This window comes from Roseococcus sp. GW821-FHT12F05 (genome assembly GCF_058806835.1).
Window position 1 is genome coordinate 537,827 of sequence record NZ_JBXAQB010000003.1, and the last position, 26,099, is coordinate 563,925.

General features: G+C 69.9%; 23 protein-coding genes. 14 read left to right on the top strand and 9 right to left on the bottom strand.

Features of this window, described 5'->3' with window-relative positions:
• Positions 1–7: 7 nt before the first annotated feature.
• On the bottom strand, positions 8–832 hold the full coding sequence (locus tag AC1ROY_RS10960) for a hypothetical protein (protein WP_493148839.1): 825 nt from the start codon (positions 830–832) through the stop codon (positions 8–10).
• A 9-nt stretch (positions 833–841) separates the two neighbouring features.
• Positions 842–2,875 carry a hypothetical protein gene (locus AC1ROY_RS10965; RefSeq protein ID WP_493148840.1) on the bottom strand — a complete coding sequence of 678 codons (2,034 nt, stop codon included), beginning with the start codon at positions 2,873–2,875 and terminating at the stop codon, positions 842–844.
• 527 nt (positions 2,876–3,402) lie between these two features.
• On the opposite strand from AC1ROY_RS10965, the gene AC1ROY_RS10970 reads away from it, so the two are divergent.
• Complete coding sequence (locus AC1ROY_RS10970) at positions 3,403–3,921, top strand: helix-turn-helix domain-containing protein (protein WP_493148841.1); 519 nt, start codon at positions 3,403–3,405, stop codon at positions 3,919–3,921.
• Positions 3,922–4,034: 113 nt separating this feature from the next.
• Here the strand turns inward: AC1ROY_RS10970 and AC1ROY_RS10975 are convergent, their stop codons facing one another.
• Positions 4,035–5,009: a Bug family tripartite tricarboxylate transporter substrate binding protein gene (locus tag AC1ROY_RS10975; protein WP_493148842.1), complete on the bottom strand. Its 975-nt coding sequence runs from the start codon at positions 5,007–5,009 to the stop codon at positions 4,035–4,037.
• A 140-nt stretch (positions 5,010–5,149) separates the two neighbouring features.
• Positions 5,150–5,329 (bottom strand): hypothetical protein, encoded by a 180-nt coding sequence (locus tag AC1ROY_RS10980; protein ID WP_493148843.1) that lies wholly within the window; start codon positions 5,327–5,329, stop codon positions 5,150–5,152.
• 193 nt (positions 5,330–5,522) lie between these two features.
• Between AC1ROY_RS10980 and AC1ROY_RS10985 the strand changes: the two genes are divergently transcribed.
• The 3 genes from AC1ROY_RS10985 to AC1ROY_RS10995 are packed head-to-tail and all read left to right on the top strand — an operon-like array spanning position 5,523 to position 7,824.
• A complete protein-coding gene (locus AC1ROY_RS10985) occupies positions 5,523–5,732 on the top strand; it encodes a hypothetical protein (RefSeq protein WP_493148844.1) in 210 nt (69 codons plus the stop codon).
• Complete coding sequence (locus AC1ROY_RS10990; protein ID WP_493148845.1) at positions 5,729–7,141, top strand: amidase; 1,413 nt, start codon at positions 5,729–5,731, stop codon at positions 7,139–7,141. The genes AC1ROY_RS10985 and AC1ROY_RS10990 overlap by 4 nt, the downstream gene beginning before the upstream one ends.
• Positions 7,141–7,824 carry a TIGR04282 family arsenosugar biosynthesis glycosyltransferase gene (locus AC1ROY_RS10995; protein ID WP_493148846.1) on the top strand — a complete coding sequence of 228 codons (684 nt, stop codon included), beginning with the start codon at positions 7,141–7,143 and terminating at the stop codon, positions 7,822–7,824. Before AC1ROY_RS10990 ends, AC1ROY_RS10995 begins: the two co-directional genes overlap by 1 nt.
• Before the next feature lie 12 nt (positions 7,825–7,836).
• Here the strand turns inward: AC1ROY_RS10995 and araD are convergent, their stop codons facing one another.
• The 4 genes from araD to AC1ROY_RS11015 all read right to left on the bottom strand — a co-directional run bounded on the left by araD (position 7,837) and on the right by AC1ROY_RS11015 (position 12,670).
• On the bottom strand, positions 7,837–9,558 hold the full coding sequence (araD, locus tag AC1ROY_RS11000) for an L-arabinonate dehydratase (protein ID WP_493148847.1): 1,722 nt from the start codon (positions 9,556–9,558) through the stop codon (positions 7,837–7,839).
• 1 nt (position 9,559) lies between these two features.
• Positions 9,560–10,318 (bottom strand): SDR family NAD(P)-dependent oxidoreductase, encoded by a 759-nt coding sequence (locus tag AC1ROY_RS11005; protein WP_493148848.1) that lies wholly within the window; start codon positions 10,316–10,318, stop codon positions 9,560–9,562.
• A gap of 74 nt (positions 10,319–10,392) precedes the next feature.
• Entirely contained in the window at positions 10,393–11,373 is a 981-nt protein-coding gene (locus AC1ROY_RS11010) for a Bug family tripartite tricarboxylate transporter substrate binding protein (protein ID WP_493148849.1), read from the bottom strand.
• A gap of 316 nt (positions 11,374–11,689) precedes the next feature.
• A complete protein-coding gene (locus AC1ROY_RS11015; RefSeq protein ID WP_493148850.1) occupies positions 11,690–12,670 on the bottom strand; it encodes a Bug family tripartite tricarboxylate transporter substrate binding protein in 981 nt (326 codons plus the stop codon).
• Between the two features lie 176 nt (positions 12,671–12,846).
• On the opposite strand from AC1ROY_RS11015, the gene AC1ROY_RS11020 reads away from it, so the two are divergent.
• The 4 genes from AC1ROY_RS11020 to AC1ROY_RS11035 are packed head-to-tail and all read left to right on the top strand — an operon-like array spanning position 12,847 to position 17,820.
• A complete protein-coding gene (locus tag AC1ROY_RS11020) occupies positions 12,847–14,400 on the top strand; it encodes an ABC transporter substrate-binding protein (protein WP_493148851.1) in 1,554 nt (517 codons plus the stop codon).
• Complete coding sequence (locus AC1ROY_RS11025) at positions 14,400–15,383, top strand: ABC transporter permease (RefSeq protein WP_493148852.1); 984 nt, start codon at positions 14,400–14,402, stop codon at positions 15,381–15,383. Before AC1ROY_RS11020 ends, AC1ROY_RS11025 begins: the two co-directional genes overlap by 1 nt.
• Positions 15,383–16,225, top strand: coding sequence for an ABC transporter permease (locus AC1ROY_RS11030; RefSeq protein ID WP_493148853.1), 843 nt, complete (start codon positions 15,383–15,385; stop codon positions 16,223–16,225). The genes AC1ROY_RS11025 and AC1ROY_RS11030 overlap by 1 nt, the downstream gene beginning before the upstream one ends.
• Positions 16,222–17,820: an ABC transporter ATP-binding protein gene (locus AC1ROY_RS11035; protein WP_493148854.1), complete on the top strand. Its 1,599-nt coding sequence runs from the start codon at positions 16,222–16,224 to the stop codon at positions 17,818–17,820. The genes AC1ROY_RS11030 and AC1ROY_RS11035 overlap by 4 nt, the downstream gene beginning before the upstream one ends.
• Positions 17,821–17,951: 131 nt before the next feature.
• On the opposite strand, the gene AC1ROY_RS11040 is transcribed toward AC1ROY_RS11035, so the two are convergent.
• Positions 17,952–19,256 (bottom strand): LLM class flavin-dependent oxidoreductase, encoded by a 1,305-nt coding sequence (locus tag AC1ROY_RS11040; RefSeq protein ID WP_493148855.1) that lies wholly within the window; start codon positions 19,254–19,256, stop codon positions 17,952–17,954.
• A 238-nt stretch (positions 19,257–19,494) separates the two neighbouring features.
• On the opposite strand from AC1ROY_RS11040, the gene AC1ROY_RS11045 reads away from it, so the two are divergent.
• The 6 genes from AC1ROY_RS11045 to AC1ROY_RS11070 all read left to right on the top strand — a co-directional run bounded on the left by AC1ROY_RS11045 (position 19,495) and on the right by AC1ROY_RS11070 (position 26,098).
• The gene (locus tag AC1ROY_RS11045; RefSeq protein WP_493148856.1) at positions 19,495–21,063 is read left to right on the top strand and encodes an ABC transporter substrate-binding protein; all 1,569 of its coding nucleotides are present in this window, start codon (positions 19,495–19,497) and stop codon (positions 21,061–21,063) included.
• Positions 21,064–21,073: 10 nt separating this feature from the next.
• The gene (locus AC1ROY_RS11050; protein ID WP_493148857.1) at positions 21,074–22,087 is read left to right on the top strand and encodes an ABC transporter permease; all 1,014 of its coding nucleotides are present in this window, start codon (positions 21,074–21,076) and stop codon (positions 22,085–22,087) included.
• On the top strand, positions 22,084–22,926 hold the full coding sequence (locus AC1ROY_RS11055; RefSeq protein WP_493148858.1) for an ABC transporter permease: 843 nt from the start codon (positions 22,084–22,086) through the stop codon (positions 22,924–22,926). Before AC1ROY_RS11050 ends, AC1ROY_RS11055 begins: the two co-directional genes overlap by 4 nt.
• Positions 22,923–23,891: an ABC transporter ATP-binding protein gene (locus AC1ROY_RS11060; protein ID WP_493148859.1), complete on the top strand. Its 969-nt coding sequence runs from the start codon at positions 22,923–22,925 to the stop codon at positions 23,889–23,891. Before AC1ROY_RS11055 ends, AC1ROY_RS11060 begins: the two co-directional genes overlap by 4 nt.
• Positions 23,884–24,852 (top strand): oligopeptide/dipeptide ABC transporter ATP-binding protein, encoded by a 969-nt coding sequence (locus AC1ROY_RS11065; protein ID WP_493148860.1) that lies wholly within the window; start codon positions 23,884–23,886, stop codon positions 24,850–24,852. The genes AC1ROY_RS11060 and AC1ROY_RS11065 overlap by 8 nt, the downstream gene beginning before the upstream one ends.
• Before the next feature lie 436 nt (positions 24,853–25,288).
• The gene (locus AC1ROY_RS11070; RefSeq protein WP_493148861.1) at positions 25,289–26,098 is read left to right on the top strand and encodes a GntR family transcriptional regulator; all 810 of its coding nucleotides are present in this window, start codon (positions 25,289–25,291) and stop codon (positions 26,096–26,098) included.
• Position 26,099: the final 1 nt, after the last annotated feature.

Sequence of the window (26,099 nt, forward strand, 5' to 3'; positions counted from 1 at the left end):
CGCTTCCTCACGGGATCGCGTTCACGAAGGTGGGGGCCGAGGCGAAGCAGTTGCGCACGAACTCCTTGAGGTCCGCCCAGAACGGCGCGTGGGCCGGCAGGTGCAGGGCCCAGGGCACGACGCCGCACAGCGCCAGGTCGAAGTTGAATCCGCCGGACAGGCCTTCGTTGGGCCGGGCGCCGATGCCGGATGCCGTCACATCCACCACGGCGCCTTCGGTCTTCGACACCACCCAGTGGTCACCATTGATGGAGGCCGCGACCTGCCCCCGCAGATGGTCGAAGGAGCAGGCCACGAGAAAGAAGACGTCGACGGGCCGCCGGGAAATCCTGGCGAAGACGGAATGGCCTGCTCCGACGCGGCAGAGGAGATGCTCCCCCAACTTGGGGCTGCGGGCGAGGTCCATCCGGTGCGCGTTGACGCCGTCGCTGCTCCAGAGCGTGGCCACGCTCCGCCCGGCGGCTCCCAGCGAGCCGGCTTTCAGGATCATGACCTTGGTCCAGGAAAGATCCGGCGCGGCGGCCAGATGATAGGGCAGCTGGCAAGGCGGTGCCGACGCCTGTGACGTGAAGCGCAGCGCCGGCTTGCCGCCGAGTTGATCGGGCATCCACAGCGGCTGCGAGGCGGCCGCGTCCTGCGAGAGCGTCGTTCCCCCGATCCTGATGGGCGCCACGGCGGAGACGCGGCCGCCAGCGTCGCAGGTGACCAGGTCCCTGTCGAACAGCCAGAGGTCCTGCGTGAGGTCGATGACCTCCGCTCGAAAATCGATCAGGTCCAGCGCCCCGGTGCCGAACGGCATGGCAAAGCCCGGATTGTTGATGATGATGGACATGTCCGCCGCTTAGCTCAGCAGGACCTGGCTCACGCACAGCCAGTCGTCGAGCGGCAGGCCAGGGATCGCGATCGAGCTTCCGAACGAGTTCGTCGCCTTGAAGTTCCCCCAGGCGGCCGCCCGGTCGACCGTCGACGCGCCGCCGGCGTCGAGATCCGGCTCATAGGCATAGCGCAGCACCGCATCCTGGCCCGAGGCGAACTCATCGAACTCCAGCAGGAGCTCGTAGCCTTCCTCCACGCGCCCCGTCAGCCTGACCTCCACGATGTTCCCGGCACTTCCGGATGCCTTGTGCCATCCCAGATTCGTGGCGGGCGGCAATGTGCGGGTGTCGATCTCGACGCCCGTGCACCCCTGCGGCAGGAGCAGGGGGAGGTGCGCCGTGGTTCCGACGCGATAGGCGGCCTGCACGTCCACGCGCAGGCATGTGCGGAAATCCCGGTTGGTCAGGGCCCAGGGGTCGGCTCCTCGCCTGCGTGCCGCGATCACGGCCTCGCGGACGATGTAGCTGGCCTTGGCCTCATACTCCGCGAGCAGCGCGTCCCCGAGCGAGGTGTAGTGCACCCCGCCCAGGCCGTAATGGCCCTGCAGCAGATAGCTCGGCGCGCTGAATGTCGTGCGTGGCGACAGCCCGTCCGCGTTGACGACCACTTCCTCTTGGCCCAGGGCCGTCCAGGCATTTGGCACAGGGCTGGATCTGGACCACCCCGCGGCCGGCCGCGCGCAGAGCTGGGTGATGACGGCCACCACCGGCTCGGGCTGGCCGGTGATCGCGCGGATGTCGTTCTCGTGGTCGGCACGGACGGTGCGAAAGGTCTGCGCCCAGGCGCTGGGCGGGACTCCCCTCCGCTCGGCTTCGCCCTGTCGCATCTCAAAGGTCGGATACCAGAGACGCCTCTGCCGGTAGGCCCGGGCGAGCTTGGCGGCCTTGTCCCAGAGCATCAGGCCGTTGGCATAGGGGACCGAGCCCTTTGCGAGGGCGGTCAGCGGCTGGCCGGCATAGCCATGCGCTTCGCCGATATAGACATAGGGCTCGCGCCCGTCGGCGATGTCGCGCCGGAACAGCCAGCGCAGCTTGGCCGAGACGGGGCTTTCCGTCTCGACCTCGCGGGCGGGTATGAGATCGTCCACCCTGTCGGGGTCGATCCGTGCCTTCAGGGACGCGAAGATGGGGCTGCCGTATCGGCCGCCCGACAGGGTGAACGCATGGTGCGGCGCGACGGGCTCCGGCGTGACGGGTTCGTCGCTGACGCCCGATCTGCCGCCGAGGCCATTGCTCTGAGCGATCATGGTGCTGCCGATCGCGCAGTTGGCCTCGAGCGACACGGCCGTGGTGGGCTCGATCCGGTCGATGCGGCTGGCGCAGCGGATCCACCGCCCTTCGGCCTTGATCAGCAGGTCGTCCCGGGTCGGGATGCTCTCGAACCGGCCTGCGGGAACCGGCGCCGCAGCCGCGATCCGGGAAGAGAGGAGCCGTGACGGCGCCGCGTTGAAGCCATACTGATCCAGCCAGGCCCATACCTTCGGCCGCGTGCCGTCGCGGCCCTCCATGACCACAAGGGGCGCGTAGCCCAGGAAGTTGGACCCGGGTCCGCCGCGCAGGGCATCGGCGCCGACGGTCAACGGGTTCCCGGAAGGATCGCCGATCTCGGATTCGTCCGGCTGTTCCTCCCCGCCGATATCCGCCGGGTGCGCGCCGGTGGGGTGACGCATCCCGACCTCGGCCGTCACCTGGCGGAAGTCGCTGCCGGGGAGCGCCTCGTCCTCGCAGAACCAACCCCTGGCCGGCGGGGCGTCGCGATAGCGGTAGATCCTGCCGTCCTCGACGACAGTCGCGAGAAGCAGGTTGCGCAGCGGCTGCGGCGGATCGGTGCCGGGAATGGCCGCGAGGGTCAGCAATTCGGCCTTGGTCAGGACGACAATGGCGGCGGCATCCGTCCTTTCGGAGGCGCATGGCAGCGCCGGCGGCCTTGCCGCAAGGGCCATGGCATTCTCGCCCTGCTCGTCGGTGGCCGAAAGCGGCCCTCGTGGCCGGGGAATCATGCGTTCGCCCTATTTTCACCGTGACGGACGTGAGGACGAAGGCTAGCTTTCGGCCGGATTCCGATCCGGCCGATGCGAATCCAGCCCATGTCGCATGGGTTGGGCCAAGCAGATGCCCACGTTCGGCCGAGTTTTCCGGCGATCGCCTTCACGGGCTGGCGATGCTGTCGGGCGATCATTTCGTGGCAAGCGTGGAGGTGGAGTCGTGATCCGGTGCCGCTCTTGCCAGGAACCTGCGCGCTGGATGCCGGTCGCCTGAAGGAAAAATCCCGGCGAGGCCAAAGCTGCGCCATGAGAATGCGAAAATCCCCGTGTCTATGCTTGAGCATATAATTGAGAGGTTTTCCAATGATCGATTTATTGGGTGATACAGCCAGTAAACTGTCCTATGGTCGCCGTACAAGGGAAATCATATACTTTCACGTACTATTGTCTGGTCGATCGGGCGGAGAAAATGACTTATTCAGAGGATTCAGTGACTTACAGGACGGTAAAATGTCTGATCTTGGCGTCGAAAGTTCATGAAAATGAACGATTCCTCGACCCTACTGGGAATACGGCTACGGCAGGCGATGAAGGCCAAGGGGGTCACCTTCGAGGATTTGTCCGAAAGGACGGGAATTTCGGTGTCGGCCCTGAAGAGCTGGGGCGCGCGCGTGACGCCGCGCTCCGACAATCTGCAACGGGTCGCGGAGGTGCTCGGAGTCACCTGGGACCGGCTGCTCGGACTGATCGGGGAAAGGCCGCACGCACCAGGCTTCCGCGAGAGCGTCGAGCCTCCGATGTTTGACAAGGAGAGCCAGAAGGATCTTCCGGGCGAGCCCCGGGCCCGGACCGTGCGCCTGTCCCGATCCGTCGACATCAATCGTCTGATCGACGCCTATGAGGAGGCGAAGGCCCGCATCACCGGCGAGCCTGGCCAGGAGGATACCGCACAGCTCCTGGAGCTGATGCTGCTCCTTTACGACGCCCTGACGATCGCCGATCCCGGCCAGGGATCGAAGGGCGGGGGCGTGCCCAACCCGCCGGTCACAGCCGGATCGTGACTCCAGCCCGCGCGCGACTGGGCTGCGCCCGAATCCGGCCGCGCAGCCGCCGGAGCCGGATCGCACCGCCGGCTGAGAACCGGACAGCGGGCGGGCAGAGCCCGCATCCCCCTTCAGTCCGCCCGGATTCCCGTCCTCTGCAGCACGTCTGTCCACCGCGCCCGGTCGCGCTGGATGATGGTCCGGAACTCGTCCGGCCCGGCCAGCGAGATCTCCATCGAGTTCTCCGTCATCTTGCGCTGGAAGTCCGGATCGGCCGCCACCTGGCGCAATGCCGACGTCCAGCGGTTCAGCACGGGGGCGGGCAGCCCTGCGGGGCCGGCGATGCCGAACCAGGAGATCATCTCGAAGCCCGGCAGCGCGTCCCGAACCATGGGCAGCGGCAGCAGCGGCGAGGGGCGCGGGGCGCCGTAGGCGATCGCGCGCAGGGAGCCGTCGCGGATCTGGCCCATGAATTCCGGCATGTTGCCGAACATCATGTCCACGCGCCCGGCGACCATCTCGAGCACGGCCGGCGCGCCGCCGCGGAAGGGCACGTGCAGCAGGTCGATCCCCGCCATGTTCGCGAAGAGTGCGCCGGAGAGGTGCTGCGAGGAGCCGTTGCCGGTGGAGGCGTAGCTCAGCGCGCCCGGCCGCGAACGGGCGAGGGCGATGAGCGAGGGCACGTCGCGGAAGGGCGCGTTCGGGCCGGTGACGAGGATGTTGTAGATGTTCGCCACCTGCGCGATGGGGGTCAGCTCGCGGTCCACGTCGATGGGCATGCGCGTGCCCGGCAGCACCGGCATGACGGCGAAGTTGGCCATGCCGGGCAGGAAGACCGTGTGGCCGTCGGGCGCCGAGCGCGCGACGAACTCGGCGGCGATGAGGCCGCCGGCGCCCGTGCGGTTCTCGACGACGACGTTCTGACCGAAGACGGGCGCCAGCTTCTCGGCCAGCAGGCGGCTCAGGATGTCGCAGGTGCCGCCGGGGGCGAAGCCGCAGATGAAGCGGATGTCGCGCGAGGGGAAGCTCTGGGCCTGGGCCGGAAGGCCCCATGCCAAGTAGGGCAGGGCCGCCAGCGCGGCCCCCAGGATACGGCGCAGTTTCATCTCCCAGGATACTCCTGTTTTCGGGTTTCAGACGTAGTCGGGGCCCTCGATGGGCGGATGGGCCCGGATGAAGTCCTTGTCGATCTCGACGCCGATGGCGACCTTCGCGCGGATGTCCCGGAGCGCCATGTCGATGCCGTTCATGGCGATCGAAGTCCCCATGCCGATGCTGGCGAGGCGATGCCCGTGCCGGGGAAAAGGCTAGGCGGCGTGGCCTCGATGAGCTTCGCGGTGGCGGTGCGCGCGCGGCCGTGGCGGGATTCGCCCCAGCCCGCGATGCAGTCCTCGGCGGTGACCTTCACCAGCGCGGCATCACGCACCGCGCCTCAGGGCCCGGCCGACGCCGATTCGTGGTCCGTCCGGCGGCAGGGCGAATCTGGCCGGATGGGCGCGAACGTCCACGATTTTCAAAGCAATGTTCCTCCTCATTTTATCGATAATCTGAGCCCGTGGCGGAGGACTGGCAAGCGCAGGAATGTCGCGCCAAACTCCCGGCGCAGCAGGAGCATCCGAATGGCCGACAGCAGGCTCGCCCTTCCCCTCATGGATTCGATCCAGCGCTGGCAGGGCATCTCGGTGCCCAGTGCCGCGGCGCGCTACGGGCTGAAGGATTTCGAGGGCCTGATCGCGGCGCTGGAGAAGCTGCGGGGCGGGCTGGTCTTCGAGGACGAGCCCGCAAGCTTCGAGGCCGCGCTGGCGGCGTGCAAGGAGAAGGAGGCGTGAGTCCCGACGCGCTCGCCGAGCTCTCCATGACCGAGGCCGCCGACGCCTTCGCGCGTGGCGACGTGACGGCGGCCTCGCTGCTCGAGGCGACCTTCCACAGGCTGGAGCAGCACGGCGCGAAGGTGAACGCGGTGATCCGCCTCGACCGCGAGGAGGCGCGGACCGCCGCCGCCGCGATGGACCAGGCCCGGAAATCCGGCGCGAGGCTGGGCCCGCTCGCTGGCGTGCCGATGATGCACAAGGACATGTACTACCGCGCCGGCAAGGTCAGCACCTGCGGCAGCAAGATCCGCCGCGACTTCGTGCCTCCGGTCACGGCGACGGTGCTGCAGCGCCTCGACGCGGCCGGTGCCATCGATTGCGGCACGCTGAACATGGCCGAGTTCGCGCAGAACCCGACGGGCCACAACGCCCATTTCGGCGATGCGATGAACCCGTGGAACGCGGCGCATTGCACGGGCGGCTCCTCCTCCGGCTCGGGCGCCATCGTGGGCGGGCGCATCGTGACGGCGGCGCTGGGCTCGGACACCGGCGGCTCCATCCGCCTGCCGGCGACCATGTGCGGCGTGACCGGCATCAAGCCGACGCAGACGCGCGTGCCGCGGACCGGCGTGATGCCGCTCTCCTTCTCGGCCGACAATGTGGGGCCGCTCTGCCGCACGGCGCGCGACGCGGCGCGGTTCCTGAGCGTGACCGCGGGCGTGTGCCCCGGCGATCCCACCAGCTCGAAGGAGCCCGTCGCCGATTACGAGGCGGCGCTGACCGGCGACATCGGCGGGCTGCGCGTGGCCGTCTGCGAGCCCTGGTTCTTCGACGACATCGATGCGCCCGTGCAGAAGGGCTTCGAGGCCGCGATATCGGTGCTGAAGGGCCTCGGCGCCACGGTCGAGACCGTGCGGCCGGAATCCCTCTTCGCCGTGACCACCTACACGGGCATCGTCTCGCGCGTGGAGGGCGCCACCATCCACCAGCAATGGATGCGCGAGCGCCCTGGCGACTACGCCATCCATCTCTCGGCGCGCATCTACGGCGGCAACGCCATCCCGGCCACTGCCTATCTGGAAGCGCTTTCGCGCCGCGGCCCGCTGCTGCGCCGCTTCTGCGACGAGGCGCTGGGCCGCTTCGACATCGTCGCCACGCCCACCCTGCGCAACCGCGTGCCGACGCGCGCCGAGACCGACATCGACGCCGATCCCGACAACTGGGACCGCTTCATGGATCTCTCGCGCAACACGCGGCCCTTCAACTATCTGGGCCTGCCGACGGTCAGCATCCCCGCGGGCTTCGACGACCGCGGCCTGCCGCTGGGCCTCCAGCTCGCCGCGCGGCCCTTCGCCGAGGCGCGCCTCCTTCGGGTCGCCGACGCCTTCCAGCGCGAGACCGATTGGCACAAGCGAACCCCCTTCTGATGAGCCAGCCCGCGATCGGCCTGATCTGTCGCCCGCCGCGCCTCGCGCGCGTCTGGACGGAGCCGGTGATCGGCGCCGATCGCGCCTTCGCGCTGGCACGGGCCTTCCTGGAGGACAGCGTGGCCCTGGGCCAGGAGGTCGCACGGCGCGAGGCGGGCCGCTTCACCGCCTTCCACACGCCGGCCGGCACGGGCGCCGAGATGGCGGAGCTGCTGCCCGGCGTGACGCTGCATCCGCAGGCGGACGGCGATATCGGCATCCGGCGGGAGCGCGCGGCGGCGCATCTCTTCTCGCGCGGTGCGGCGCCGGTCGTGCTGCTCGGGCTGGACGCGCCGACCCTCCCGCCGGCCCTGGTCGAGCTGCTGCTCGACGCGCTGCGGTCGGGCGCCGATGCCGGCTGCATCCCGACGCTGGACGGCGGCTACTGCGCCATCGGCTTCGCGCGGCCGCTGCCGGTGCTGCTGCGCGACATGCCCGGGCACGGGCCGGAGCTCGTCTCCACGACGCGGGCGCGGGCGAAGGCGGAGGGGCTGGTCTTCCGCGAGCTGCAATTCTGGCACGACGTGGACGACGCGGCGGACCTCAAATGGCTGCGGATCAGCCTGGACGGGCTCGCTCCGCCGAACTGCTCGCCGCTGCCGCCCTTTCCCGCCAACGCGACGCGGGCCGTGCTGCAGGGCTGAGCCCCGCCTTCTTCAATGGATCTCCGGCTCGGGCGTGGGCGCGCCACGCTCGAGGAAATCCATGTCGCAGCCGGTGTCGGCCTGGCGCACGGAGCGCTGGTACAGGGAAGTCCAGCCGCGCTCCTGCACCGGCTTGCGCGGCGCCCAGGCGGCCAGGCGTGCGGCCAGTTCCGCCTCGTCCACCAGCAGGTCGAGGCGGCGGTTGGGCACGTCCAGCCGGATGAGGTCGCCGTCGCGCACCAGGGCGAGCGGACCGCCGAGCGCGGCCTCGGGCGCCACGTGAAGCACGCAGGTGCCGTAGCTCGTGCCGGACATGCGGGCGTCGGAGACGCGCACCATGTCGCGCACGCCCTGGGCCAGCAGCTTCTTCGGGATGGGCAGCATGCCCCATTCGGGGAATCCCGGCGCGCCGACGGGCCCGCCGCCGCGCAGGACGAGCACGCTGTCCGCGGTGACGTCCAGATCGGGATCGTCGAGGCGGGCGTCGAGGTCGTCGTAATCCTCGAAGACGACGGCGGGGCCGGTGTGGACGAGCTTCTCCGGGCTCGCGGCGCTGTGCTTGATCACGGCGCCGTCGGGCGCCAGCGAGCCGCGCAGCACGGCCACGCCGCCCTCGGGCTGGAGGGGATTTTCGAGCGGGCGGATGACGTCGGCGTCGTAGACCTCCCCGCCCCGGATCTGCTCGCCCATGGTGCCGTTCACCGTCACCGCGTCGAGCGCGAGGTGCGGCGCGAGCGTGGCCAGGAAGGCCTTGCTGCCGCCGGCGTAGAAGAAGTCCTCCATGAGGTAGGTATCGCCATTGGGGCGGAGGTTCGCGATGAGCGGCACATCGGCGCTGATCCGGTCGAAGCGCTCCAGGTCCATCTCGATGCCCGCGCGGCGCGCGATGGCGATGAGGTGCGGGATGGCATTGGTCGAGCCGCCGAAGGCCATGGTCGCGGCGACGGCATTGTCCAGGCTGCGCTGGTCCAGCAGCCTGGCGATGGTGAGGTCCTCCCACACCATGCCGACGATGCGCGAGCCCGCGCCCGCGGCCATGCGCGCATGGCCGGAATCCACGGCGGGGATGCTGGCCGCGCCCGGCAGCGTGAGGCCCATCGCCTCGGCCGCGAGCGCCATGGTGCTCGCTGTGCCCGCCGTCATGCAGGTGCCGGCCGAGCGCGACAGGCCTGCCTCCATGTCATTCCAGTCCTGCTGGCTGATCGTGCCCGCGCGCAGCTCCGAATAGTACTTCCAGACGTCGCTGCCCGATCCGAGCTTCCTGCCGCGCCAGTTGCCGCGCAGCATGGGGCCGGCGGGGATGTAGATGGTGGGCAGCCCCATGCTGACGGCGCCCATGATCAGGCCGGGGCCGGTCTTGTCGCAGCCGCCCATCAGCACGAGCCCGTCGATGGGGAGCGAGCGCGCCAGCTCCTCCGTCTCCATCGACAGGAAATTCCGGTAGAGCATCGTCGTGGGCTTCTGGAAGATCTCCGGCAGCGCCATGGCCGGCAGCTCCATCGGCACGCCGCCGGCCTGCCAGACGCCGCGCTTCACGTCCTGCGCGCGCTCGCGGAAGTGGCTGTGGCAATGCATCAGGTCCGACCAGGTGTTGATGATCCCGATCACCGGCTTGCCGCGGAACTCGGGATAGTCGAGGCCCAGCTGCAGCAGGCGCGAGCGGTGATTGGCCGAGCGCATGGTCTCGACACCGAACCAGCGGTGGCTCCGCAGCTCCTCAGGCTTTTTCGTCATGTCAGCGCGGCGCCATCCGGAGCGCGCCGTCGAGACGGATCGTCTCGCCGTTCAGGTAGGGGTTCTCGATGATGCTCATGGCCAGTTGTCCGTATTCGTCGGGGATGCCGAGGCGGTGGGGATTGGGCACGCCCTGCGCCAGCGAGGCCTTCACGGCCTCGGGCAGGCGCTGGAGCATGGGGGTGTCGAAGATGCCGGGCGCGATGGTGCAGACGCGGATGCCCTTGCTCGCGAGGTCGCGCGCCGCCACCACGGTCATGCCGATCACGCCGGCCTTGGAGGTGGCATAGGGGATCTGGCCGATCTGCCCCTCGATGCCGGCGATGGAGGCGGTGAGGACGCAGACGCCGCGCTCGCCCTCGACGGGCTCGTTCCTCGCCATGGCGACGGCGGCGAGCCGCACCGCGTTGAAGGTGCCGGTGAGGTTGACGCGGATCACCTCCTGGAACTGCGCGAGGCTGCCCGCCGATCCGTCCTTCTCGATGAGCCGCAGCGCGCCGCCGCGGCCCGCGCAATGCACCAGCACACGCAGCGGGCCCAGGGATTCCGCCTGCGCGACGGCGGCCTGCATGCTGGCCTCCTCGGCGACGTCGGCGACGGCGAAGCCGCCGCCCAGCTCCTGCGCCACCTCGGCGCCGCGGGAGCCCGCCTGGTCGACGATGAGCACCTTCGCGCCCCCGGCCGCGAGGCGCTTCGCCGTCGCATATCCCAGGCCCGAGGCCCCTCCCGTCACGATCGCGACGGCGCCCTTCACGTTCATGCTGCTCCTCCTGCGCGTCCTCGCGCAGGGCAACATGCAAGGCGCATCGACGCAACCGGGCGGGTCGGAAAGACCTACTCCGGCCGGATGCCCGCGCTCTGGATCGCCTGCCGCCAGGACGCGATGTCGGACTGGATGATGTCGCGGAACGCCGTCGGCGTGGTGCCGGTCGGCAGCAGCCCGATGGTGATCAACCGCTCCCGGTTGCCGGGATCGCGCACGAAGGCGTTGATCTTCTCCGCCAGCAGATCGACCAGCGAAGCGGGCGTCCCGGCAGGGGCGAAGATGCCGCCCCAGCCGACCAGCCGCAGCGCCTCCACCCCGCGCTCGACGAAGGTCGGCACCTCCGGCACCTGCGGCCAGCGCTGCGGCCCGGTCACCGCCAGCGCCCGCAGCATGCCGTCGCGCATCGGCTGCAGGGCGGCGGCGAAATCGATCACCATGGCGTCGATGCGCCCGGCGAGGAGTTCCTGGATCGCCGGCGCCGCGCCGCGGAAGGGCACGTGCAGCAGATCGATCCCGGCCGCGAGCTTCAGCACCTCCCCATTGATGTGGGAGATCGAGCCGCTGCCGATCGAGGCGAAGGTCAGCTTGCCGGGATTGGCCTTGGCATGGGCGACGAACTCCTCCAGCGTCGCCGCCGGCAGCGAGGGCCGCACGAACAGCGCCTGGGGCGAGATGCCCATCTGGGCCACCGGCGCGAAGTCGCGCATCACGTCGACATTCAGCCGCGGGTCGAAGATCGGGTTGATGATCATCACCCCCACCACGCCATAGACCAGCGTATAGCCGTCGGCCGGCTGCCGCGCCGTGTACTCCACGCCGATGATGCCGTTGCCGCCGACCCGGTTGTCCGCCACCACCGGCTGGCCGAGGGCGAGGCGCAACCCCTCGCCCACGAAGCGGGAGGCGAGGTCGCCCTGCCCGCCGGGCGCCGCCGGCACGATGATGCGGATCGGGCGGTCCGGCCAGGCCTGGGCCCGGGCGCCGCGCGGGGCCGCGAGGGCGCCGCCAAGGGCCACAAGACCGGCGCGCCGGGTCAGCGTCGTCGTCATGGATCATTCCTCATATAGGTTTGATCGCATGCTAACGATCCTCCGGCGACTGCCAAGCGTCGCCCGCGCGGCTGCGGCAAAGCCCTGCATTCCGGTCATGCCGCTCCGCCACACGCGGCGCTTCGCGCTCCAATTCGTGCTGCCGGTCTGTGCCTTCGCCCTGGTCCTGTGGGAGGAGACAGCCTGGCGCCGGGGGCGCGCGACGCTGCACGGGGCGAAGGCGGCGGTCACATCCCCGGCCGGCCGCCTCTTCACCGGGCAGGGCAGCCGGCCCGGCCTGCGCCAGACCGACCCGCCGGTGTTTCCAGGCGGCCTCTTACAAATCGACGCGGATGTTCGCCGCGCGGATCACCTCGGTCCATTTCGCTTTCTCGCGCGCCAGCCGGGCGTCGCCGTCCGCCGGCGTGGAGCCGACATAGTCGAAGCCGAGCTCCGTGAAGCGCGCCGCCACGTCGGGCGCCCGCGCCGCGCGCAGCACCGCCTCGTTGAGGCGGTTCACCGGCCCGTCCGGCGTCGCCTTGGGCGCCACCAGCATGGCCCAGGTGTAGACGTCGTAGTCGCGCAGCCGCGGGTCGCTCTCGGCCAGCGTCGGCACGTCCGGCAGCTGCGAGATGCGGTTCGCGACCATGGTGCCGAGCGGCCGGATCGCGCCGGAACGGATATGCTGCGAGGCGCCCGGGACATCGCAGAACAGCACGTCCACCTCGCCGGCGATCAGCGCCACCAGCGCCGGCCCGCTGCCGCGATAGGCGATGTGCGTCATGTCCACGCCCATCTTCAGCTTGTAGAGCTCGGCCCCCAGGTGGAAGGGCGTGCCGCTGCCGGAGGAGCCGTAGTTCAGCGCCGCGCCGCGCTCGCGCACCATCGCGTGGAAGCCGGCGAGGTCGCGCGCGGGGCTGTCGGCGCGGACCACCACGACATAGGGCGAGGTGGAGACCAGGCTCACGCAGCGCAGCGTCTCGACGGGGTCGAAGGGCATGGGCTCGGCGGTGAGCGGCGCGGTCAGGAAGGAGATGGAGCCCATCAGCACGGTGTTACCGTCGGGCCGCGCCTGCACCACGGCGCGCGTGCCGATGGTGGAGCCGGCGCCGGCGCGGTTGTCGATGGTGACCGGCTGGCCCAGGAACTCGCTCATCTTGGGCGCCACGAGCCGCGCGCCGATGTCGGGCGTGCCGCCGGGCGCGAAGGGCACGATCATGTTGACGGCACGGTCGGGCCAGGTGGATTGCGCCAGAGCGGGCGCGGCCAAGCCGGCAAAGGGCAGGGCGAGGGCGGCGCGGCGCGGAACACGGATCATGGACTTTTCTCCCGGATGTTGCCCGGAGGTTAAACCGGTTCCCGCCCGCCGCGCGAGATGACAGCCGCCGGAAGCCCCGCCTAGACTGCTGGCACAGGAGTTGCTGGCTCCATGCCGGCAATCGAGGAGAGATCGGGAAAATGGCTCTGCGACGTCGTGGTCTGCTCGGGGGAGCCATGGCTGCTCCCGTCCTCATGCGCGCTTCCGAGGCCCTGGCCCAGGGCGTGCAGCCCCGCCGCGGCGGTACGCTGCAATCCATCCTGGTGCCTGAGCCGCCGGTGCTGCAGATCGGCGTGAACAACCAGGGCCCGACGCTGGTGGTCGCCTCGAAGATCTTCGAGGGGCTGCTGACCTTCTCGCAGACGCTGGAGCCCATCCCCGTGCTGGCCAAGAGCTGGACGGTGAGCCCGGACAACAAGGAGTTCGTCTTCAAGCTCCAGGAGAACGTCACCTTCCACGACGGCCATCCGATGACGGCCGACGACGTGATCTTCTCCATCATGAAGTTCCACATGGAGGTGGCGCCCCGCGCGCGCGGCATCTTCTCGCTGATCGAGACCTGCGAGGCGCCCGATCCGCACACCGTGCGCATCGTGCTCAAGCAGTCCTTCCAGCCCTTCCTGCTGATGTTCGACGCCACCGCCTGCGCCATCGTGCCCAAGCACCTCTTCGATGGACTGGACTACCGCACCGCGCCCGCCGTGCAGCGGCCCATCGGCACGGGCCCCTTCCGCTTCGCCGAATGGCAGCGCGGGAACTTCGTGCGGCTGGAGCGCTATGCCGGCTACTGGAAGCCCGAGCGGCCCTATCTTGACGCCCTCATCTATCGCATCGTGCCCGACAGCCAGAGCCGGCGCCTCGCGCTGGAGACCGGGCAGGTGCAGCTCACCCAGGCCGGCGACATCGAGCCCTTCGACGTGCCGGCGATGCGCGCGCGGCCGAACCTGGAGGTCAGCACGGCCGGCTGGGAATACTTCTCGCCGCTCTCCTGGGTCGAGCTGAACCACCGCGTGGCGCCGCTCGGCGATGTGCGCGTCCGGCAGGCCATGAGCCTCGCGATCGACCGGAATTTCATCACCCAGCGTCTGTGGTTCGGCGTCGGCAAGCCCGCGACCAACCCGATCGCCTCCACCACCCGCTTCTTCGACCGCAACGTGGCGCTGCCCGCGCACAACCCGCGGCAGGCGATGCAGCTGCTCGACGCGGCGGGGCTGCGGCCCAATGCGCAGGGCATCCGCTTCACGGTGAAGCACCTGGTCCTGCCCTATGGCGAGGTGTGGTCGCGCCTCGCGGAATATCTGCGCCAGTCGCTGCGGCAGGTCGGCATCGCGCTGGAGCTGGAGAGCACGGATGCCGGCGGCTGGGCGCGGCGCATCGGCAACTGGGAGTACGAGACGAGCGTAAACTTCGTCTACCAGTTCGGCGACCCCACGCTGGGCGTGGAGCGCACCTACGTCACCTCCAACATCCAGAAGGTCACCTTCACCAACACGGGTGGCTACTCCAACCCGCAGGTGGACGAGCTCTTCCTCAAGGCCCGCACCGGCGCAACCGTCGCGGACCGGCAGGCCGCCTTCACGGACGTGCAAAAAATCCTGGTGAACGACGTGCCGCAGCTCTGGCTGATGGAGATGGCCTTCCCGACCATCCACGACAAGCGCGTGCACAACGTGATCACCAATGGGCTGGGTGTGCACGACAACTTCGACGACGTGTTCATCGCCTCCTGATGGAGGCCGCGAAGCTCCCCGGCTTCCTCGCGCGCCGGGTGGTCAAGGCGGCGATCGTCGTGCTGGCGATCGTCGTCTGCAACTTCTTCCTCGTGCATGCGGCGCCGGGCGATCCCGCCAGCGTGATGGCGGGTCAGTCGGGCGCGGCGGACCCGATCTTCCTGGAGCAGCTGCGGCGGCAGTTCGGGCTGGACCAGCCGCTGCACGTGCAGCTCTGGGTCTATCTGAAGAGCGTGCTGACGCTCGACCTCGGCTTCAGCCACCGGCAGCAGATGCCCGTCGCGACGCTGATCCTCGAGCGGCTGCCGGCGACGCTGCTGCTCACCGGCGCGGCCTTCGCCTTCGCGGTGATCGGCGGCGTGTCGCTGGGGGCGCTGGCGGCGCGGCGCGTGGGCACCTGGGCGGACAGCGCGATCACCGTGCTGGCGCTGACCTTCTACGCGACGCCGCTCTTCTGGGTGGGGCTGATGCTGGTGCTGGTCTTCTCCGTCTGGCTCGACTGGCTCCCGAGCTTCGGCATGACCAGCGTGGGCGTGGAGATGCAGGGCTTCCAGGTCGTCTGGGACGTGGCGCAGCACCTGCTGCTGCCGGCGCTGACGCTCGGCCTCTTCTATCTCGCCGTCTATGCGCGGCTGACGCGCGCCACGATGCTGGAGGTGGCCGACCAGGACTTCGTGAAGACGGCGCGCGCCAAGGGCGTGCCGGAGGGCCGCGTGATCCGCGCGCATGTGCTGCGCAACGCGCTGCTGCCGGTGATCACCTTCGCGGGCATCCAGGCGGGGCAGCTCGTCGGCGGCTCCATCCTGGTGGAGACGGTCTTCGCCTGGCCGGGCATCGGGCGGCTGGCCTTCGAGGCGCTGCTCTCTCGCGACTATCCCGTGCTGCTCGGCGTCTTCTTCTGCACGAGCGTGATCGTGGTGCTCTTCAACCTCGCGACGGACCTGCTCTATGCGGTCATCGACCCGCGCGTGGAGGTCGGCTGATGCGCGACTTTTGGGGCCGCTACCGGCGCAACAAGGGTGCCGTGGTGGGGCTGGTGCTCCTGCTGCTCGTCTTCGCGATGGCGGCCACCGCGCCGATCCTCTTCCCCGGTGATCCCTGGGACATGGCGGCCGCGCCCTTCCTGCCGCCGGGCGAGATGGGGATGCTCCTCGGCAGCGACAGCCTGGGGCGCGACGTGGCCTCGGGCATCGCGCATGGCGCGCGCATCTCGCTGATGGTGGGCGCGGTCTCGACCGTCTGCGCGCTCTTCGTGGGCGTCTCGCTGGGCGCGATCGCCGGCTATCTTGGCGGCATCGCCGACGACGCGGTCATGCGCTTCACCGAGTTCTTCCAGACCATCCCGAGCTTCGTGCTGGCCATCCTGCTGGTGGCGATCTTCACGCCCTCCATCACCAGCGTGGTGGCGGCCATCGCCATCGTCTCCTGGCCGCCCGTGGCGCGCGTGGTCAGGGCGGAGTTCCTCTCGCTGCGCGGGCGGGAATTCGTGCAGGCGGCGGAAGTGCTCGGAAAGTCGCGGCTGTCGATTGTGGTGGGCGACATCCTGCCCAACGCGCTCTCGCCGATCATCGTGCTGGCCTCGCTGATGGTGGCCTCGGCGATCCTGCTGGAGAGCGCGCTGTCCTTCCTCGGCCTGGGCGATCCGAACCTGATGACCTGGGGCTTCCTCATCGGCTCGGGGCGCAGCGTGATCCGGCTGGCCTGGTGGATGAGCGTCTTTCCGGGCATCGCGATCTTCGTGACGGTGCTCTCGCTGAACCTGGTGGGCGAGGGGCTGTCGGACGCACTGAATCCCCGCCTCGCCCGGCAGCGGGGTGCGTCGTGAGCCTGCTCTCCGTCGAGAACCTGACCGTCGCCCTGCCGCCGGGTGCGGACCGGCCGAATGCCGTCGAGGAGATTTCCCTCACCGTCGAGGCGGGCGAGATCCTCTGCGTGGTGGGCGAGAGCGGCTCCGGAAAATCCATCACAGCGAATGCCGTGATGGGGCTCCTGCCGAAGGGGCTGCCGATCACCTCTGGCCGCCTGCTCTTCGAGGGGCGGGACCTGCGCGCCGAAAGCCCGGAGGCCATGCGCCAGCTCCGTGGCCGGCGGCTGGCGATGATTTTCCAGGAGCCGATGACGGCACTGAACCCGTTGATGCGCGTGGGTGACCAGATCGCCGAGGCCATGCAGGTTCACGGCGCAGGAGCGAATGCCGACCGGCGTGTGCAGGAACTGCTGGCCGCGGTGAACCTGCCGGACCCGGCGGCCATCTCGCGCAGCCATCCGTTCCGGCTCTCGGGCGGCCAGCGGCAGCGCGTCATGATCGCCATGGCCCTGGCGCTGGAGCCCGCGCTGCTGATCGCCGACGAGCCGACCACGGCGCTCGACGTCACCACGCAGATGCAGATCCTGCAGCTGATCCGCGAGATCCAGTCGCGGCGCGGCACGGGCGTGATGTTCATCACCCACGACTTCGGCGTGGTGGCGGAGATCGCCGATCGCGTGGCGGTCATGCAGCGCGGCCGTATCGTCGAGCAGGGGAATGCGGCCGAGGTGCTGAACCGCCCGCAGCACCCCTACACAAAGGCGCTGATCGCGGCCGTGCCGCATGGCGGCGCGAGCGCTCCGGCCACCGAGGTCGGCCAGACGGTGCTGGAGGTGAAGGGCGTCAAGAAGACCTATCGGCGCGGCGGCTGGTTCGGCAAGGGCGTGACCATCCCGGCGGTGAAGGCCGCCGATTTCACCCTGGCCAAGGGCGAGACGCTGGGCCTCGTCGGCGAGAGCGGTTCGGGGAAGTCGACGCTGGCGCGCTGCGTGGTGAACCTGGTGGAGCCCGAGACGGGCGAGATCATCTTCCACGGGATCGACCTGCGGCCGCTCACGCGTTCGCAGCGCAAGCCCTACCGCCAGCGCGTGCAGATGATCTTCCAGGACCCCTACGCCTCGCTGAATCCGCGCCGGATGGTCGGCGACGCGATCGCGGAAGGCCCTATCACGCACGGCACGCCGCGCGCCGAGGCGCTGTCCCGCGCCCGCGACCTGTTGGCGCTGGTGCAGCTCGATCCCGGTGCGATGAACCGCTATCCGCACGAGTTCTCCGGCGGGCAGCGGCAGCGCATCGGCATCGCCCGCGCGCTGGCCATGCAGCCGGAGCTGCTGATCGCCGACGAGCCCGTCTCCGCGCTCGACGTCTCGGTGCAGGCGCAGGTGCTGGCGCTGCTGGCGGACCTGCGCGCGCGGCTGGGGCTGACGATGCTCTTCATCACGCACGACCTGCGCGTGGCGGCGCAGATCTGCGATCGCGTCGCGGTGATGCAGCGCGGCGCCATCGTGGAGATGGGGCCGACGGGGAAGATCTTCGGTGCGCCCACGCACAGCTACACGCGCGAGCTGCTGGAGAGCATTCCGGGCCGGGGATGGACGCCGCCGGTTGGGTAGCGAGAGGGCTTCGCCCCCTCGCGCTCCCCCACCAGGGCTTTTGGCCCTGGACCCTTTAACTGATCGAAGGTGCAGGAAACTGAGTTTCCTGCTGGGGGGAGTTTGAGAGGGGCGAAGCCCTCCTCAAGACCTCACGGAAACATCGGATTGACCGGCCGTTCCAGCCCGAGATGGTCGCGCAGCGTGGTGCCCGTGTACTCCTCGCGGAACAGCCCGCGCTTCTGCAGGATGGGCACCACCTCGTCCACGAACTCGTCGAAGGACTGCGGAAAATAGGGCGGCAGGATGTTGAAGCCGTCGGCCGCGCCGCCCTCGAACCACTCCTGCAGCGTGTCCGCGATCATCTCCGGCGTGCCGCAGGTCACCCAGTGCCCGCGCGCCGCGCCGGTGAGGTTGTTGAGGTCGCGCCAGGTCATCTTCTCGCGCCGCGCCTTGGAGAGCATGGCGCGCGCGAAGCCGTGCGAGGTGTCGGGCAGGGGGAGGTCGGGCACCAGCTCGTCCAGCGGGAAGCCCGAGACATCCATGCCCATCCGCCCCGACAGCATGGTCAGCGCATTGGTGCCGGTGACGAAGCCCTGGAGCGTGTCGAGCTTCTGCCGCGCCTCCTCCAGCGTGGCGCCGATCACGGGCATGACGCCGGGCAGGATGGCGAGTTCCTCGGGACGCCGCCCGAAGGCGGCGAGGCGACCCTTCAGGTCGGCATAGACGAGCTTCGCTTCGTCGAGATCCTGCACCACGGAGAAGACGACATCCGCCGTCCGTGCGGCCAGCTTGAGCCCCGGCTCCGACGATCCCGCCTGCAGGATGATCGGCCGCCCCTGCGGCGTGCGGGCGGTGTTGAGCGGCCCCTTCACCTCGAAGAAGCGGCCCTTGTGGTTCAGCGCCTTGACCTTGCTGCCGTCGATGTACTGGCCGGTCCGATGGTTCGCGACGACGGCGCCGTCGTCCCAGCAATCCCAGAGGCCGAGTACGACGTCCACGAATTCCTCCGCCACCTCGTAGCGGGAATCATGGTCGGGGTGCTGCCGGCCGAAATTGGCACCCGCGCTGGCGCCGGAGCTCGTCACGGCATTCCAGGCTGCGCGGCCGCTGCTCAGATGGTCCAGCGAGGCGAAGGCGCGGGCGACCGTATAGGGCTCGCCATAGGTGGTGGAGGAGGTGGCGCCCAGGCCGAGATGCGTCGTCGTTGCGGCCAGGGCCGAGAGCATGGTGATGGGCTCGAAGCGCACGACGAAGGAGGGATGGTCGTTGATGTTGGCGCTGAGCCCGTCGCCGAGGAACAGCAGGTCGAATTTCCCGCGCTCGGCGGTCGCGGCGATGGTCTGGATGCCCTTGAGGCTCAGAAAGCTGTCGGCGGCGCCGGGGTAGCGCCAGCCCGCCACATGGTTGCCGGTCCCGAGCACGAAGACCCCGAGATGCATCTGACGTTTCGGCACGCGGCGCCTCCTTGACGGGCCAGGGATAGTCCTGCCCGGAATTCAGCGGCAGCGCCGCACGGCGCGCAATCCTCCGGCGGCCTGCGCCCCCGCGCACGGTTTCGCGGCAAGGTTGCAGAGCGCTGCCCAATGCGACGGCAAGGCAGGCGAGGGCGCGTCAGTCGGTCCGTGAAGCCGCGTTGCGCGTGGGAGTTGCAGGCGCCCACATTCCGCCAACCGTTCCGGAGGGCTCGTCGCCATGATCTCCCGCCTTCTCGCCGTCGTTGCGCTCGCCCTTTCGCTGGTGCTGCCGGCCCAGGCGCAGCAGCGCCCGCTGGTCTGGGGCGACACGCTGCCCGCGACGCTCGACCCGCATGCGATCTTCGACGTGCCGAGCCAGTTCATCCTGCTCAACGTCTATGACGGGCTCTACCGCTACCAGGGCAATCCGCCGGAGCTGGTGCCCTGGCTGGCGGAATCCCACACCGTGTCCGCCGACGGCCTCACCTGGGACTTTCGGCTGCGCCCCGGCGTGAAGTTCCAGGACGGCAGCGACCTCACCGCCGAGGACGTGGTCTATTCCTTCCGCCGGCTGCTCGCGATGCGCCGCGGACCCGCCTCCGCCTTCCTGCCCATCCTGAAGCCCGAGAACGTGACGGCCACCGGTCCGCTCGCGATGCGCTTCGTGCTGAATGAGGCCTATGCGCCCTTCCTGTCCGCCATCCCGCTGGTGGCCATCGTGAACCCGCGCGCCATCGCGCCGAACGTCGTGAACGACGACTGGGGCGCCGCCTGGCTCGCCGTGAACTCTGCGGGCTCGGGCGCCTACAAGGTGAACGCTTCCAACTACCAGGTGCGCGTTTCGCTCGACCTCGAGCGCTTCCCCGGCCACTTCCTCGGCTTCGCGGGCAATGCCAGGCCCATCGAATCCGTGCGCGTGCGGCCGGTGATGGAGACCTCCACCCGCGTGCTGGCCCTGCTGCGCGGCGAGATCGACGGCACCGATTCCTACCTGCCGACCGACCAGGTGGAGCGCGTCGAGCGCAACCCGCGCACCCGCGTCGCCCGTGACGAAAGCATGCGCGTCTTCACGATACGCCTGCACAACGGCCGCGCCCCCTTCAACAACCGCGACGCGCGGCTCTGCTTCGCCCATGCCTTCAACTACGAGGGCTTCAACAACGTCGTGCTGCGCGGCTTCGTGGTGCGCAATGCCGGGCCGAACCCCAACAACCTCTGGGGCAACCCGGCCGAGCTGCCGCCCTATACCTTCGACCTCGCGCTGGCCCGACGTCACTGCGACGCCGCGCGGGCCGCGGGCGTGGACCTTTCGCGCCCCATCGAGATCCACATCCAGAACGAGCTGGAGCAGACGGTGCAGGCCGCCCAGATGTTCCAGGCGGACCTGCGGCGCGTCGGCATCACGCTGCGCATCGTGCCCAACACCTGGCCGAACATCACCGCCGCCACGGGCCGCTCCGAGACCTCGCCGGATTCCTGGATTCACTGGGTCTCGACCTATTTCGTCGATCCCGAGAACTGGATCGGCCAGATGTACGACAGCCAGTTCCACGGCACCTGGAAGGCGTCGTCCTGGTACTCCAACCCCGAGGTGGACCGCCTGCTGCGCGCGGCGCGGACCAGCCTGGACCAGGCGGAGCGCGCGCGGCTCTATGCGGATGCCACGCGGATCGTCGTCCAGGACAGCCCGGACATCTGGGTCTATAACACGGTCAACCTGCGCGGGCTCTCGCGGAGGGTGCAGGGCTACAGCTTCTCGCCGGTGGGCTCGGGCGGCGAGATCCGGCTGATGTCGCTGGAGAACTGAGGCCGGAACCATGCTCCGCTACATCCTGCGGCGGGCGCTGCTGGCGCTCCCCGCGCTGTTCGGCCTCATCGTGCTGACCTTCGTGCTCTCACGCGTCATTCCCGGCGATCCGGCGGCGACCCTCGCCGGCGACGCCGCAACGCCCGCGCAGATCGCCGATATCCGCGAGCGCTACGGGCTCGACCGGCCTATCCTGGAGCAGGCGGTGCGGCATGTGCGCCAGGTGCTCTCCGGCGACCTCGGCAATTCCATCTTCTCCGGCCGCCCGGTCTCGGAGGAGATTCTCCAGCGCCTGCCCGCGACGCTGGAGCTGACCTTCCTGTCGCTGTTCTTCTCCTCGGTGATCGGCATCGCCCTCGGACTGGTCGCCGCCCTCGACCACAACGGGCCGCTGGACCATGTGATCCGTGTGGTCTCGGTCGGCGGACTGGCCATCGCCTCCTTCTGGCTCGCCATCATGCTGCAGCTGCAATTCGCCATGGACTGGAACCTGCTGCCGCTGCGCGGCCGGCTCGACGTGGCGCTGGGCGCGCCCGTCCGCGTCACCGGATTCCTGCTGATCGACACGCTGCTGGCCGGCCGACCGGACATGTTCGTCAGCGCGCTGCGCCACATGGTGCTGCCGGCGATCACGCTGTCGCTGCCTGGGCTCGCGACCATCGCGCGCTTCACGCGCAGCGGCGTGCTGGAGACCCTGCAGAAGGACTTTGTCCTGTATGCGAAGGCCGCCGGATACGGGCGCGTCCGCCTCGCCTGCGTCTATGTGCTGCGCAACGCCGTCACCGTCACGGTCACGCAGATCGGCCTGCTCTTCGGCACGCTGATCTCGGGCGCCGTCGTGGTGGAGGCGGTCTTCGACTGGCCCGGCCTCGGCACCTATGCCGTGCAGGCCATCCTGTCGGCCGACTACAAGGCACTGCTCGCCGTGACGCTGGTGGTCGGCGTCGTCTATGCTGTCGTGAACGTGCTGGTGGACGTGGCGCAGGCCCTCATCGACCCCCGCGTCGCGGAGCAGATGCGATGAGCGCGCTGCGCCAATTGCTCCGTGATCCCGTGGCCGCGCTCGGCCTCTTCATCGTGCTCTTCGCCGTCGGGGTCGCGATCCTCGCCCCCTGGATCGCGCCCTATCCGGACGATGCCTTCGAGAGCCACATCCTCCAGCGCCTGCGCGAGCCCTCCGCGGAATTCCCCTTCGGCACCGACAACCTCGGCCGCGACATCCTCTCCCGCGTCATCCTCGGCACCCAGAACGCCATCCTGATCGCCGTCGCGGTGATCGGTTCCTCAATGCTGATCGGCGTGCCCATCGGCCTCGCCGCCGGATGGCGCGACGGCTGGCTCTCCGAGGGGCTGATGCGGATCACCGACGTCTTCCTCGCGGTCCCGCAGCTCATCCTGGCCCTCGCGCTCGGGCAATTGCTGGTGCCCGGGATCGGTACGGCCATGGTCTCGCTGGCGCTGACCTACTGGCCCTTCTTCGCCCGCACCGTCTTCGCCGAGACGCGGCGGCTGCGCAGCTCGCTCTTCGTGGACGCGCTGGCCGGCATCGGCGCGCATCCCGTCCGCATCCTGCTGCTCCATGTGCTGCCCAACGCCGCGCCGGCCGTGCTGGTGCGCGCGACCATCGGCATGGGCTTCACCATCCTGACGGCGGCGATCCTGGGCTTCCTCGGCGTCGGCGCCGCGCCGCCCGCGCCCGACTGGGGCCTCGCCGTCGCCGAGGCGAGGCAGCACCTGCCCGAGGCCTGGTGGTTCGCGACCTTCCCCGGCCTCGCGATCATGATCCTGGTGCTGGGCTTCAACCTCCTCGGCGACGGGCTGCGCGACGCCGCGGATCCTCGCCTGCGCCGCAGCCGCCGATGAGCGCGCTGCTGAGCGTGGAAGGGCTTTCCGTCCGCCTGGGCGGGCGCGGGCAGGTGGCCGAGATCCTGGACGACATCACGCTCTCGGTGCCGAAGGGCAGCGTGACCGGCGTCGTCGGCGAGAGCGGCTGCGGCAAGTCCACGCTGCTGCGCGCCATCCTCGGCATCCTGCCGAAGGGCGCGCGGACGCCGAAGGGCAGCATCCTCTTCGAGGGCGAGGACATCCTGACCGACAAGGCCGCCTCCGTGCGCGGCCGCATCGGCTTCGTGCCGCAGGATCCGTATCTCTCGCTGAATCCCGTCTTCCGCGCCGGTGACCAGATCCTCGAGATCATGCGACGCCACGCGCCCGGGACGCGCCGCATGCATCGCGCGCGGCTGGTCGAGCTGCTGCGCGCGGTGCAGCTCCCCGATCCGGAAGCGGCGCTGCGAAAGTATCCGCACGAATTCTCGGGCGGGCAGCGCCAGCGCCTGCTCATCGCCGCCGCGCTCTCCTGCGGGCCCGCGCTGGTCGTGGCCGACGAGCCGACCACCGCGCTCGACGTCACCACGCAGCGGGAGATCCTGGGCCTGCTCAACCAGCTCACCCGCGAGCGCGGCCTCTCCATGCTCTTCGTCACCCACGACTTCGGCGTGCTGGCGAGCCTCTGCGACCGCGTGGCGGTCCTCTATGCCGGCCGCGTCGTCGAGACCGGCCCGACGCGGGAGGTCCTGGACCACCCCGAGCACCCCTACACGCGCATGCTCCTTGCCTGCCATCCGGATCGCGCGCTGACGCTGGCGGGCATCCCCGGCTCCGTGCCGCCGGCGACGGCGCAGCCCTCCGGCTGCCGCTTCCACCCGCGCTGCCCGCTCGCGCGGGCCAGCTGCGCCGAGGTCCCACCGCCGATGGAGGCCATCGGCGAGGGCAGGGCGGTCGCCTGCCCCTATCACGCCGAGGCGCTGCCGGAGCCCGCCCTTGCCTGAGCTGCTGGGGGCCACGGAGCTCGTCACCGATCTCGGCCGTCCTGCGGGCTTCCTGCGCCGCGGCACCTCGCTGCGCGCGGTGGACGGCGTCACCCTCTCCATTGCCGCCGGCGAGGCCTATGGCGTCGTCGGCGAGAGCGGCTGTGGCAAGACCACGCTGGCCCGCACGCTGCTCGGCCTCCAGCGCGAGGCGTCCGGCGAGATCCGGCTGCAGGGCCACCCCGTCTCCGGCCTGAGGCCCGCCGAGGCGCGGCGGGTCCGCAGCGCCATCCAGTACGTCCATCAGGATCCGGGTGCCGCGCTCGATCCCTGGTGGCGCGTCGGCGCGACCCTGGCCGAGGGCCTCGCCATCCACGGCGTCCGCGCCGAGGAGCGCGCGCCCCGCATCGCGGAGATGCTGGCCGCCGTCGGCCTCGACCCGGCCATGGCCGAGCGCTACCCGCATGAGCTCTCCGGCGGCCAGCAGCGGCGCATCGGCCTCGCGCGCATCCTGCTGCTGCGGCCGAAGCTGGTCATCCTGGACGAGCCCACGGCCGGCCTCGATCTCTCCGTGCAGGCCTCCGTGCTGCGGCTGCTCGGCGATCTGCGCGGGCGGTTCGGCCTCACCTACCTCTTCATCTCGCACGACCTTTCCGTCGTGCGCCGGGTCTGCGACCGGGTGGGCGTCATGTATCTCGGACGGATCGTGGAGGAGGGCAGGGCCGAGGACGTCTTCTCCACGCCGCGCCACCCCTACACGCGCGCGCTGACGCGGGCGGCACCGCATCTCGACGGGCGGCTGGCCGGTCCCTCCCTGCCGGGCGAGCCGCCGAGCCTGCGGCGCATCCCGCAAGGCTGCCGCTTCCATCCGCGCTGCGCACTGGCCACCTCCGAATGCGCCACGGCCGAGCCGTTCCGGCAGCCCGTCGGCGAGGCACATGCCGTGGCCTGCCATCATTGGCGCGAGGCCGAGTCCGTCTAGCCGCCCCTGCCTGTCCCGGTTTTCGAGACAAAAATGACGCCCGGCATTGATCGGGGATGAATTTCTCGTCATCGCATCCGAGGGGCCGCATTCCGGGGAAGGACGGCGCCCGGCCTTGCCGAATCGGGCCAGAATAAAGTGCAGACAATTCCGGACCGCGGGTTTCCAGCATAGCTGCTATCGCGGATCCGATCGTCTTTCGCCAGGGGATTTGGCGGCCTCCGGCTCCTCGGAGGAATGTTCGCGATTGATCCCGATGCTCCGCGGAACTGTCCCCGCATCGCCGTTGCATGGCGGAATTTCCGAATTGTCCGACCAGCCCATGAAGGCCCGAGCCCGCTTCACACAACGGGCCAGGGCCGGGGGCCGGTTGTATTGCCGCTTGTGCGCTCGCCGAATCCGGGAAACAAAGTACAGGAACATTCCGGGAATCGGCGTGCGTAAGTTCTTCAACCCCTATCCCAAATATCTCCATGTGCGCCGCATCCTGCTCGACCGCATCGAGGGAACCATGCGGCCAGGCGACCAGCTGCCCACGGAGCATGCGCTCTGCGCGGAATTCTCCGTGAGCCGGGAGACCATCCGCTCGGCGCTGGCGGCCCTGGAGCAGGACGGCATCATCGAGCGCACGCGCGGCCGCGGCACCTTCATCGCGCGCCTGCCCCGCCGCCGCCCCGAGCGCCGGCTGACCGGCATGGCCGAGGACTTCTACGCGCTCAACCTCGACACGGAGTCCAAGGTCCTGTCGGCGGCGCCGGCGCGCATGCCGGCCTCGCTCGCCGAGCAGCTCGGCCTCGATCCGGAGACGCCGCTCTTCCGCATCACGCGGCTGCGCTTCTTCGAGCGGCGGCCCTTCGCCTGGCACGACGGCTGGATGCTTCCCGAGATCGGCGAGCGCATCGCCGCCATCGACCTCACCCGGACCTCGATCGACCGCGAGCTGCGCGAAACGCTGAAGCTGCCGACCTGGGAGGACCAGCAGTCCATCGAGGCCGTCGCTGCCGACATCCAGTCGGCTGAGCTGCTGGACGTGCCGATCGGCGCGCCGCTGCTGTGCCTGACCCGGCTCTACTTGCTCGAGGGCGAGAAGTTCGCGGTCTACTTCCGCTCGCTCTACCGCTCGGACCGCTACTACTACACGGTCAAGCTGGCGCAGCCGCCGGGCGTCGGCGGCCGTCCGCCGGCGCGGGTCGCGGCGCCGCGCAAGCCCGCCGGCCCGCGGAAGCCCACGACGACGGAAGACTGAG